Below are 10960 nucleotides of genomic sequence, written 5' to 3' on the forward strand. Positions count from 1 at the left end.
CGAAATGGAATTCATGCGACGCACCACGCAGTCCAGGCATGCGACCAGCTGGCTGATGCTGTTCCTTCTGGCAGCCACGCCGATACCGTCGGTACTCGCCGCAAACGAGCCATCGCTGGCCATAAATGTTTGCGATGTACCCCTGTTTGTCGCCAATGGTGGGACGGTCACGGCCAGTGGAAATCCGCCTTGTCCTGGACCCGGCGTGAAAGCCGAGGATGCGAAATTTGTCAGTCAGTCGGTGCCGACGACCATGGTGGTCGGTCAGCCGTACCAGGTACGCGTCGACATGCGCAACACCGGTAGCAACCTCTGGATCGGCAAGTATCAGCTCATGTCCGATAACCGGGTCTGGGGAACCAACATCGTGCCGACCCCGGGAACCCCGGGCGAAGGCCAAACCGCCAGTTTCAGGTTCGGCGTTACCGCGCCGCTGAGCGCGGGTTCCCATTTGTTTGGATGGGCCATGACCAGCGATGCCCGCACCAATTTCGGTGAGCATAGCCCCGGTACGTTCATCAACGTATTGCCCTCCGTGGTCAAGGGCTACATCGACGGTATCAAAAGCAACAGCATTGTCGGCTGGGCCTGTTCCACTCGTCTTGATTTTCCCATCAAGGTACAGCTGTATGCAGGTGGGCCGGCGGGTACGGGCTCTCTGATCGGTACTTACAACACCGGCCAGACAAGTGAGTCGGCCATTGCCACGGCGTGCCAGGCGCAGGGCAGTGCATATCGCTTCAGCATCCCGATCACCACCGCCATGGTGACCGCTCACCCGGGCAAGAGCATCTACATGCACGGCCTTTCGCCGGTAGGTGCGGGCAACGCTGCTCTGTCAAAGGGCGGCAGCTACAAACTTCCGGTCAACAAGTTGCCGACCATCAGCCTGACCTCGCCGGCCCCCGATGCCGTAGTCAATGCGCCGGGCACGTTCACCCTGACCGCCAGTGTCAACGATCCCGACGATGGCATCGCCAGCGTTGCTTTCTACAAAGGCAGCACACTGCTGGCGACTGATACCTCGGCACCCTTTACCCATACTGTCAGCAATCTTGCGGCCGGTAGCTACAGCTTCAAAGCTGTCGCCAAGGATACGCGTGGCGCCAGCACCACCTCAGCGGTCATTTCCACCAGGGTCAACGCCTATCCCAGCGTCAGCATGACTGCACCTGCCAATAACAGCACCGGGGTGACCCCGGCCACGATGACGCTCAAGGCCAACGCCGCTGACAGCGACGGCAGCATTGCCAACGTCGTGTTCTATCAAACAGTCAATGGCGTCACCAAAGCCCTCAACACTGACTCTGCCGCCCCGTACGAGTACAAGCTGACCGGGATGATCGTTGGCGAGCACTTGTTGTATGCCGTCGCCAAGGACAACTGGGGTGCTACTCGCACCTCGGCCAAGGTCAAAGTCACCGTGGTGGCCAACCAGGCGCCGACGGTCAGCATCGTTTCACCTGCCGACGGGGCGACCATTCCGTTGCCGCCGGGTAGTGTGACGTTGAAAGCCAGCGCCTCTGATGCTGATGGCGGAGTGGACAGTGTTGCATTCTACGATGGCACAACGCTGCTCAATACCGATAAAGCCGCACCGTATGAGTACACCGCGACCAATCTCGCCAAGGGCACGCATGTCTTCAAGGCGGTAGCCACCGATATCGGCAATGGCAAGACCACCTCGAAAACCGTCACCGTGACCGTGGTCGACAATGCTGCGCCAGAGGTGTCCGTGGTCTGGCCGACCGATGGTGCGACACTGCATGGCCCCGCATCGCCGACGCTCAAGGCGGTTGCCAGTGACAGTGATGGCAGTGTCGCCAGCGTGGTTTTCTACCAGGATGGCAAGGTGCTGGGTACCGACACCAGCGTTCCGTATGAGTATACGGTCAGCAATCTTCCGGTTGGCAGCTATTCCTTCAAGGCAGTTGCCAAGGACAACCTCGGCATCAGCACGACATCGGCCAGCATCAAGATCAGCGTCATCCAGGGTGATCCGTCCAACCAGTCTCCTGGCACGCTTACCCGCAAGTTCACCTACGACCAGCACCAGCGCCTGTGCCGCACCGACGAACCGGAAACCGGGGCCACGCTGATGGGCTACGACAACGCCAACAACCTGGCCTGGTCCGCTGCCGGTGTCAGTGGAATAGGCTCTGGTTGCCAGGCCAGCAGCACGGCGGCAGTGGCCGCACGTCGGGTCGACCGCAGTTATGACCAGCGTAACCGCCTGTTGACACTCGATTTTCCGGATGGGAACGGTAATCAAAGCTGGACGTACACCGCCGATGGCCAGCCGGCGCAGGTCACTACCAGCAACAACGCCGGTACCAGCGTCGTGGTCAATTCCTATGGCTATAACAAGCGCCGCTTGCTGACCACCGATACCCAGAAGATTACCGGTTGGGGCACCTACACCGTCAGCAACACATACAACGCCAACGGCCATCTACAGCGCCTTGGCTACTCGGCCAACTACGACGGCATGGAAGTGGACTATGCCCCCAATGCGCTGGGACAGCCGACGCGCGCCGGCACCTTTGCTAGCAATGTGCGCTACTACCCCAATGGCGCCATCAAGCAATTCACCTACGGCAACGGCATCACCCATACGATGACCCAGAACGCGCGGCAACTGCCCGCGCGCAGTCTGGACAGTCATAACGCGCTGACGCTGGACTACAGTTACGACAAGCTGGGTAATGTCAACGCCATTACCGACCTGGTCGATGGCCGTCAGACCCGCAGCATGCGTTACGACAAGCTCAACCGTCTGACCCAAACCACGTCCAGCATGTTCGGCACCGCCAGCTATGGCTATGACAAGTTGGACAACCTGTTGAGCATGCAGGTCGGCGGAGGCAGCAAGAAGCGGAATTACGGTTATTACTACGATTCCCGCAATCGCCTGGTCAACGTCACGGACCGCGGAACCGGTGCCACGGTCATCGGTCTTGAATACGACGCGCAAGGCAACCTGGCCAACAGGAACGGCCAGGTGTTCACGTTTGACATGGGCAATCGCCTGCGTGATGTGCCAGACAAGGAGGGCCAGTACTCTTACGATGCAATGGGGCGGCGGGCACAGAACCGGCGCTTTGCTGGCGGCACCAGCCCTACCCGCAGCTTCTATTCGCAGCAAGGCCAGCTGCTGTTCAACCAGGACCAGCGGCTTGATAAGCGGAGGGAGTTCATCTACCTGGGCGGCAGCCTGATTGCCGAACGCAGCCACCCGACCAAGGCCGCCACGCCAGTGACGGTGACCTATCAGCATACGGATGCACTGGGCACCCCGATTGCGGTAAGCAGTGCCGACAAAGCGATTATCGAAAGAAGCGAGTACGAGCCCTATGGTCAACTGCTCAATCGCCCAGTGACCAGCGGCCCCGGATTCACCGGCCATATGCAAGACCCGGCGACTGGGCTAACCTACATGCAACAGCGCTATTACGACCCTGAACTGGGGCGCTTCCTGAGCGTGGACCCGGTGACCGCGTATAGCAATCCGGTGGGGATGTTCAATCGTTACAAGTATGCCGCGAACAATCCGTATCGGTTTATTGATCCGGATGGGCGCTACGAGAAGTTGACGGGGACGAATTTAAGTGCAGGTGCGATTTCTGCATCGGCAGCTAAATCCGGAGAGCGCAACGTAAAGGGTCAAGCAAAGGACCCCGGATCCCCTAACAATACTATTGGCAGAGGGGTTGCTGCCGCAGTACTTGGTTCTTTGTTTTCCAAGGCGGCTGAAAATGCTCAGAAAAATGAGGAGGGTAGTCAGGGTGACGATAGGAAATCAGATAAAGAACAGCGACCCAGTAAAACACCGAATCGTGGTGAGCCAGGTTCGGTCCATGTCAATCCAGGAAGTGGTCAAGAGCGTCTTTATGGTGATGACGGATTGCCTGCGTATGATGTTGACTATGACCACGATCATGGAGGAGCAGGTAAGCCTCACGATCATGAGTGGACGCGGGCGCCAGATGGGAGGCCGATTAGAAGCTTGCCTATTCCGGCACCTCTGCGTGATCCAACCAGAGGCCCTCGTACTAACGGCATCAGGGATGCAAATAGACTCCCTAGGCCGGGTAGTTCTGATTGATTACGGAATTGGAGGTAGGTGATTTTGAAACTGCATGACTCAAGCGTTGTGTCGATATGCCTGGATGATGGAGGAAGCAGTATCACGATTATGTTTGAAGGTGTTGATGGTATTAAGCATGAGTTGAAAGCTGTTGATGTTGTTGTATTAAGGGTGGTTGACATGCAGCAGAAAAATATCGTATCGAGAGCTATAGTTTCTACATACGATAAAATGTCAAAGGAAGACATGGACTACATAATTTCTTGGTCCGTAAAAGATAGTGAGGGGGGGGTATATTTAAATGAATCGTCAATTCGAGACTATCTGTCGAAGGCGATAAATGGGAGTTTGGCAGTTTGTTACATTGAGCCGTCGCAAGGGGCGGAAATCGCGTGTCTTGCGAGAGAGATAAGTATTGTTAAGCGTAATTAAAACAGCCGGCGTAGCCAGCGTAGCCCAGCTAAGCGCAGCGCACCCCGGGGCTCTTCAACGGCATCACACACACGATGACCTAGAATGCGCTGCAACTGCCGGCGCGCAGCAGTGACAGCAACAAAACCATGGACCTGGACTACCGCTATGACAAGGTTGGCAACGTCAACGTCAGCTTCATCGTCGACTTTGGCGATGGCCGTCAGACCCGCAGCATGCGTTACGACAAGCTCAACCGTCTGACCCAGACCACGTCCAGCATGTTCGGCGCCGCCAGCTATGGCTATGACAAGTTGGACAACCTGTTGAGCATGCAGGTCGGCGGAGGCAGCAAGAAGCGGAACTACGGTTATTACTACGATTCCCGCAACCGCCTGGTCAACATCACGGACCACGGAACTGGTGCCACGGTCATCGGTCTGGAATACGACGCGCAAGGCAACCTGGCCAACAGCCAGCGTAGCCCGGGTAAGCTAGCGTAGCCCGGGTAAGCGCAGCGCACCCGGGGCTCTTCAACGGCATCACCCACACGATGGCCCAGAACCCGGAAAATCAGGGGCGAAGTTGAGTTTCCTGATTACCCCCGACCCACAATCCCCGCAACGCGGGCTTTGCTATTTACGGGGTTATGGTGTGCGACTGACCTGCCCCACGGAACCGTACCGGCTGAGGCTGTAAAGTCCATCACCCAGTAACAGCACGCGCCGCGGCGAAGCCGGTGTCGAGGATCCGTTGCACCGGTGCGGCCAGTTCGCCGGTCAGCAGTGCCAGCAGGAACAGGCCCAGCAGCAGGGCGCTGGGCAGGCCGAGCTGGATCGGGTTGAGCGCCGGGGCGGCGCGGCCGAGTACGCCGAAGGCCAGGTTGACCGCCAGCATCGCCACCATCACCGGCAATGCCAGGCCGACGCCGGCGCGCAGGATCTGGCCGAACAGAGTCGGGGCGATTTCCAGCACCGTGCGCACGTCCGGCAGGGCGTGGCCGATCGGCAGGGCGTGGTAGCTGTCCAGCAGCATCGAGACCAGCGCCAGGTGGCCGTTGAAGGCGAAGAACAGCAAGCCGAACGACAGGTAGAACCATTGCCCGACCACGCCGGAATTGACCCCGCGCAGGGGGTCGGACATCTGCGCGAAGGCCAGGCCGGTACCCTGCGAAATGAGTTCGCCGGCGAGTGCACCGGCTTCGAACGCCAGCCGCAGCATGAAGCCCATGCAGGCGCCGACCGCCAGTTCGCGGGCGATGTTGAGCACGCTGATCGAATCCAGCGCGATGATGTCGATCGGCGCCGGCGGCAACAGCGGGGTCAGCGCCATCGACAAGGCACCGGCGATGATTACCCGCACACGTACCGACACTGCCCGGGTGCCGATCAGCGGTGACGCCATCAACAGCGCGCCGGTGCGCAGCAGCGTCCACAGCAGGGCGTTGATCATCGCGAACGCCTGCTGGCCATCGATGACGGTCTGGGTGGCGGTATCCATGGCCGGTCGGCAATCAGCCTATGATGTGCGGCAGCCGCTGGAACAGGCCGATGGTGTATTCGACCAGCGTGCCGAGCAGGAAGCTGCCGGTGGCGAACAACGCCGCGGTCAGCGCGATGGCCTTGGCGACGAAGGCGATGGTCGGTTCGTTGAGCTGGGTGGCGGCCTGGATGATGCCGATCACCACACCGACCACCAGTACCACCAGCAGCAGCGGGCCACCAACCCAGAGCGCGATTTCCAGGCCGCCGCGCAGTTCGGTCAGGGCAAGTTCGGGGCTCATCGGCTCAGACCACGTTGAAGCTGGCGGCCAGCGAGCCGACGATCAACACCCAGCCGTCGACCAGCACGAACAGCAGTATCTTGAACGGCGCCGACACCAGCATCGGTGACAGCATCATCATGCCCATCGACATCAGCACGCTGGCGACCACCAGATCGATGATCACGAACGGGATGAAGATCAGGAAGCCGATTTCGAAGGCGGTCTTCAGCTCGCTGGTGATGAACGATGCCACCACGATCGGGAACGGGATATCGGCGGCGCTGGCATAGGCGCCATGCCCGGCCAGTCCGGCGAAGGTCATCAGGTCGGTTTCGCGGACCTGCGCCAGCATGAAGTCGCGCAGTGGCCCGGTGGTCAATGACCAGGCGCTGGCGAAGTCGATCTGGCCGTCGAGGTAGGGCGCCATGCCCTGGGCCCAGGCTTTCTCGCCGACCGGCATCATCACCAGCATGGTCAGGAACAACGCCAGTCCCACCAGCACCTGGTTGGACGGAGTCTGGCCGGTCCCCAGTGCCTGCCGCAGCAGGCCCAGCACGATGATGATGCGGGTGAAGGCGGTCATCGCCAGCAGCGCCGAGGGGATCAGCGTGATCGCGGTCATCAGCAGCAGCGTCTGCAGCGGCAGGCTGACCGACTGGTTGCCAATCTGGCCGACGGTGACGTCGGGTAACGCCGGCAATTGCGGCTTGGCCGGGCTGGCCGCTTGCGTATTGCCGGCGTTGTCCGGCGCCGCTGCCGGCGCGGCGCTGGCCGCGGTGGGTGGTTGGGCATTGGCCTGGGCCAGCGAGACCGCCGGCAGCAGTGCCAGCAATGACAGCATCAGCAGCAGCGACAGGCGGCGGTGCAGGGAAGGGCGGGACATGTCAGGACTCTTTACGCAGGCGCTTGGCCAGCAGTTCGGCGAAGTTGGGAAGTGGTGGTGCGGCCACCGGCGCCAGCGGATGCGGCAGCGCATGCAGGTTGTGGATGCCGCCGGCGGTGACCCCCAGCAGCAGTTGCTGGCCGCCGACCTCGACCACCAGCAGACGTTCCTTGCTGCCGACCGACAGGCTGGTGACGACCCGCAGCTGATCGCTCTGGCGCAGACCCAGACCGCTGCCCGGCATGCGCTTGAGCAGCCAGGCCAGGCCCAGGATCAGGCCCAGCACCAGGATCAGGCCGACCAGCGCGCCGCCGATGCCGGGCGTGGTGGGCGCGTGCTGGCCGATCTTCTGCACGCTGGCGGGCGCGGCGGCGCTGGTGGCCAGCGCGACGAGGGGCATGGACATGAAGGACATCGCTCAGCGCAGGCGGCGGATGCGTTCGCTTGGGCTGACCACGTCGGTCAGACGCACGCCGAAGCGGTCATTGACCACCACCACTTCGCCCTGCGCAATCAAGGTGCCATTGACGTAGACATCGAGTGGTTCGCCAGCGCCACGTTCCAGTTCCACCACCGAACCCTGGTTGAGTTGCAGCAGGTTGCGGATCGGCATGCGCATGCGTCCTACTTCCAGTGACAGCACCACCGGCACGTCGAGGATGACGTCCAGGCTCATGTCGCTGTCGGCGGGATTGAACTCGGCTTGCAATGGTTCGAACTGGGCCGTGCCGGCCTGGCTGCTGGTGTGGGTCATGACGTGGTTTCCTCGGCGACGACGACGGGCTGGGTTTGCGTGCTGGCGCGCGCGGCGGCGGCCGCCTGCGCACCGGGCGGATGGGTGGCGGTGATCTTGACGGCGTTGTAGCCGTTGGAAATGCCGAATTCACCGCTGAATACCGGTACCTGCTCGACGCACACCGGCACCTGCTTGAGCAGTTCGATCGGCAGGATGTCGCCGACCTTCATCCGGGTCAGCTGGCGCAGGCTGATCTGTTTCTCGGCGATGATGCTGGAGACGTTGACCTCGGCGCTGTGCAGTTGCCGATGCAGGCTGCGGCGAAAGCTGTCGTCGTTGTCGACGCGGTCGGACTGCATGCCGGCATCCAGCAGTTCGCGGATCGGCTCCAGCATCGAGTACGGCAGGGTGATGTGGATCTCGCCACCGCCGCCGTCCAGTTCGACATGGAATCGGCTGACCACCACGTACTCGCGCGGGCTGACGATGTTGGCGAAGTGCGGGTTGACCTCGGAGTTGATGTACTCGAACTCCACGTTCATCACCGGCGCCCACGCATCGACCAGGTCGGCGAAGGTCTGCTTGAGCAGCAGGTGGATGACCCGCATCTCGGTCTGGGTGAATTCGCGCCCCTCGATCTTCGCCGGATAACGGCCATCGCCACCGAAGAAGTTGTCGACCACGGTGTAGACCAGCTTGGGCTCGAACACGATCAGGCCGGTACCACGCAGGGGCTTGAGCTTGATCAGGTTGAGGTTGGTCGGCACGTACAGCGAGTGCAGGTATTCGCCGAACTTGATCATCTCGATGCCGCGCACCGACAGGTCTGCCGAGCGCCGCAACAGGTTGAACAGACCGATGCGCCAGGTGCGGATGAAGCGCTCGTTGATCATCTCCAGGGTCGGCAGGCGACCACGGACGATGCGGTCCTGGCTGGCGAAATCGTAGGAACGGGCGACGCCCGGATCGAGCGGCGGTTCCTCGGTTTCGATCGCGCCCGAGTCCACCCCGTGCAGCAGGGCGTCGATTTCGTCCTGGGACAGCAGGTCGCTCATCATGGCCGCGGGCTCACTGCATCACGAAGCTGGTGAACAGCAATGCGTCGACGCCGGGCTTGCCGGTTTCGGCGCTCATCAGTTTGCGCACGTCGCGCAGCGCGGTGGCCTGCAGTTTCTGCTTGCCCTGCAGGCTGACCAGATCCTCCGCGTTCTGCTGCGCGAACAGCATCAACAGGTTGGCGCGCAGCGCCGGCGCGTGTTGTTCGATGGCCTTGAGTGCTTCCGGATCACGGGTCATCAGCTGCACTTCAATCTGCAGGTAACGGGCGCCGGAGGCCGAGCCGAACAGGTTGACCACGAACGGTGGCTCCAGGGCGAAGTACTGCGCCGGCGCCGGCACCTTGGCGGTCTGCTGCCTGGCCTTGGCTTCGGCCTGCTCGATGCGATGCTGCGCCGACTGGTTGGCGAAGTACCACGCTGCCGCGCCGGCGCCGCCAGCCGCCAGCAGGACGATGCAGGCAATCAACAGCCACGGCTTGCCGGACTTGGCGGCAGGCTTGATCAGGGCGGGGTCGGGTTTGGCAGCAGGCACGCGGGCGTCTCCAGGAGGTTCGCGGTGACAGATGCAAGCGTCGTGCCGGAAGCGGTATCCGGCAGTGACGGGGATTTGACATCCGCTGTGCCGCCGCCCCCATCCCGGCCCCGTATCAAGTACGGGGCAAGCTCTTCCCCCGTGGACGGGGGAAGGAGCAAAAGCAGCGCTCTGGAATTGCCCGGGCAGGGCGCAAGCGCAGAGCTGCGATACCTGTCCAGTGTTCGACGCTGCTCCCGCCTCGACTCCCTGCTGTGTTTACGCGGCAGTGTCGGGGTAGGGATAAGGCGTCATGCAAAGCTCAGGCGTAGGCGTCGAGCAGGCGGTTGCTGCGCAGGCGTGGGCTGTCGATGGCTGCGGTGGTCGCATCGGACGCCGGTGAACCGTCACCGCGGTGATTGCCGCGCTGGCCGCTGCTGCCCTGGCTGGCGGCCTGGCCGCCGTGACGACCGTGGCCGACATCGGCGTGGGTGAGCTGGAAGCCATGCTGGCCAAGCATGTCGCGCAGGCGCGGCAGGCTGCTTTCCAGCGCTTGCCGGACGTCTGGCTGGGCGCTGCTGAATTCGGCGTGCACGCGGTCGCCGTCCAGTTTCAGCTGTACTTCTACCGGGCCCAGATCGTGCGGGGTGATGCGGATGTGGGCGTGGCCGATTTTCTGCTCGGCCAGCCAGCTCAACTGGGTGCCGATGGCGTCGCCGAACTGCTCGCTGTGCAGGTGCGGGGTCGGCAACTGCGCCGGGTTGACGGTAGCGGTGGACGGCAGCAGGTTGCCATGTGGCTGGCCGCTGGCGATGGCGAATGGTGCCGGCGTGGCCGGCCCGGTGTCGGTCGCGACCTGCAGTTTATCGAGCATCGCCTTGAAGCCCTGCATCAACCCGTTGCCTTCCACCGGCGGCGGGATGGCGGCAGCCAGAGCGGGCAGGGCGGTGGTGGTCATTGCGGCAGGGCCATTGCCGGCCTCCGCGACGTTGGCATGCAGCGGGGCGGCGGTCGACCCATTGGCCACGGATGGCAGCAGGCCGGTGTCGCCGGCGGCAGCCGGCAGTTGCGCCACATCCAGGCCGGTGGTCAACGCGGTTGCCGGCAACGCGGACGCGATCGCGGTGGCTGCACCTGCAAGGCCATCGGCCGCGGGCAGCGTCGCTGCCGGCAACCACCACGGCAGCAGCGGTGCGATGGCGACCGCATCCTTTTCCTCGCTGTCGGCCGGGTCAGTGTCGTTGTCGTGGCTGCGCTGTTGCCGCGGCGGGCTGGTCGTTGCGCAAGTACCTGCGTTGGCGGCGTCGGCATGGTCGCCGGCGGCTTCCGTCGCCGGTCTTCCGCGCGATACCGGCATCGGTTTGTCGTCGTTGCCAGTCGTGCCAGCGCTGGCCTGCAATGCCTTCGAGAACGCGTCGCCCTGCGCATCCTCGCCACGGCCGGCAGCGCCCCCGCCATCACGGCCGACAGGCGTACTGGCGCCCATCGACACACTGGCCAGCATCGGAC

Annotated in this window: 11 protein-coding genes; 3 read left to right on the forward strand and 8 right to left on the reverse strand. The window is 62.5% G+C overall.

The features are described 5' to 3' along the window. The first annotated feature begins 4 nt into the window (after positions 1-4). The 3 genes from ABB29_RS16480 (at position 5) to ABB29_RS04355 (ending at position 5001) form a co-directional block, all read left to right on the forward strand. On the forward strand, positions 5-4105 hold the full coding sequence (locus ABB29_RS16480) for an Ig-like domain-containing protein (protein ID WP_170185846.1): 4101 nt from the start codon (positions 5-7) through the stop codon (positions 4103-4105). Between the two features lie 18 nt (positions 4106-4123). Beyond that, positions 4124-4519, forward strand: a complete 396-nt coding sequence (locus ABB29_RS16290; RefSeq protein WP_157062488.1) for a hypothetical protein — start codon at positions 4124-4126, stop codon at positions 4517-4519. 128 nt (positions 4520-4647) lie between these two features. Then, positions 4648-5001: a hypothetical protein gene (locus tag ABB29_RS04355; RefSeq protein WP_057657384.1), complete on the forward strand. Its 354-nt coding sequence runs from the start codon at positions 4648-4650 to the stop codon at positions 4999-5001. A gap of 202 nt (positions 5002-5203) precedes the next feature. Here ABB29_RS04355 and fliR read toward each other — a convergent pair whose 3' ends face one another. From fliR to ABB29_RS04395, 8 genes are all read right to left on the reverse strand, one after another. Next, complete coding sequence (gene fliR / locus ABB29_RS04360) at positions 5204-5998, reverse strand: flagellar biosynthetic protein FliR (RefSeq protein ID WP_057657385.1); 795 nt, start codon at positions 5996-5998, stop codon at positions 5204-5206. 13 nt (positions 5999-6011) lie between these two features. Beyond that, positions 6012-6281 carry a flagellar biosynthetic protein FliQ gene (locus ABB29_RS04365; protein ID WP_057657386.1) on the reverse strand — a complete coding sequence of 90 codons (270 nt, stop codon included), beginning with the start codon at positions 6279-6281 and terminating at the stop codon, positions 6012-6014. 4 nt (positions 6282-6285) lie between these two features. Further along, positions 6286-7146, reverse strand: a complete 861-nt coding sequence (gene fliP, locus ABB29_RS04370) for a flagellar type III secretion system pore protein FliP (protein ID WP_057657387.1) — start codon at positions 7144-7146, stop codon at positions 6286-6288. A gap of 1 nt (position 7147) precedes the next feature. Further along, positions 7148-7561 carry a flagellar biosynthetic protein FliO gene (gene fliO / locus ABB29_RS04375; protein ID WP_057657388.1) on the reverse strand — a complete coding sequence of 138 codons (414 nt, stop codon included), beginning with the start codon at positions 7559-7561 and terminating at the stop codon, positions 7148-7150. A 3-nt stretch (positions 7562-7564) separates the two neighbouring features. After that, positions 7565-7900 (reverse strand): flagellar motor switch protein FliN, encoded by a 336-nt coding sequence (gene fliN, locus ABB29_RS04380; protein WP_057657389.1) that lies wholly within the window; start codon positions 7898-7900, stop codon positions 7565-7567. Then, positions 7897-8937, reverse strand: coding sequence for a flagellar motor switch protein FliM (gene fliM / locus ABB29_RS04385; protein WP_057657390.1), 1041 nt, complete (start codon positions 8935-8937; stop codon positions 7897-7899). The genes fliN and fliM overlap by 4 nt, the downstream gene beginning before the upstream one ends. 13 nt (positions 8938-8950) lie before the next feature. Next, a complete protein-coding gene (locus ABB29_RS04390) occupies positions 8951-9472 on the reverse strand; it encodes a flagellar basal body-associated FliL family protein (RefSeq protein ID WP_057657391.1) in 522 nt (173 codons plus the stop codon). Positions 9473-9773: 301 nt separating this feature from the next. Then, positions 9774-10955 carry a flagellar hook-length control protein FliK gene (locus ABB29_RS04395; protein ID WP_057657392.1) on the reverse strand — a complete coding sequence of 394 codons (1182 nt, stop codon included), beginning with the start codon at positions 10953-10955 and terminating at the stop codon, positions 9774-9776. Positions 10956-10960: the final 5 nt, after the last annotated feature.

Source organism: Pseudoxanthomonas dokdonensis (genome assembly GCF_001431405.1).
GTDB lineage: Bacteria > Pseudomonadota > Gammaproteobacteria > Xanthomonadales > Xanthomonadaceae > Pseudoxanthomonas_A > Pseudoxanthomonas_A dokdonensis.

What these genes read in the sequence shown, in the direction of transcription:
- fliP (WP_057657387.1), bottom strand. Translation starts at nt 7,146, where the DNA reads ATGTCCCGCCCTTCCCTGCACCGCCGCCTGTCGCTGCTGCTGATGCTG.
- ABB29_RS04355 (WP_057657384.1), top strand. Translation starts at nt 4,648, where the DNA reads ATGGACCTGGACTACCGCTATGACAAGGTTGGCAACGTCAACGTCAGC.
- ABB29_RS16480 (WP_170185846.1), top strand. Translation starts at nt 5, where the DNA reads ATGGAATTCATGCGACGCACCACGCAGTCCAGGCATGCGACCAGCTGG.
- fliN (WP_057657389.1), bottom strand. Translation starts at nt 7,900, where the DNA reads ATGACCCACACCAGCAGCCAGGCCGGCACGGCCCAGTTCGAACCATTG.
- ABB29_RS04365 (WP_057657386.1), bottom strand. Translation starts at nt 6,281, where the DNA reads ATGAGCCCCGAACTTGCCCTGACCGAACTGCGCGGCGGCCTGGAAATC.
- fliR (WP_057657385.1), bottom strand. Translation starts at nt 5,998, where the DNA reads ATGGATACCGCCACCCAGACCGTCATCGATGGCCAGCAGGCGTTCGCG.
- fliM (WP_057657390.1), bottom strand. Translation starts at nt 8,937, where the DNA reads ATGAGCGACCTGCTGTCCCAGGACGAAATCGACGCCCTGCTGCACGGG.
- fliO (WP_057657388.1), bottom strand. Translation starts at nt 7,561, where the DNA reads ATGTCCTTCATGTCCATGCCCCTCGTCGCGCTGGCCACCAGCGCCGCC.
- ABB29_RS04395 (WP_057657392.1), bottom strand. Translation starts at nt 10,955, where the DNA reads ATGCTGGCCAGTGTGTCGATGGGCGCCAGTACGCCTGTCGGCCGTGAT.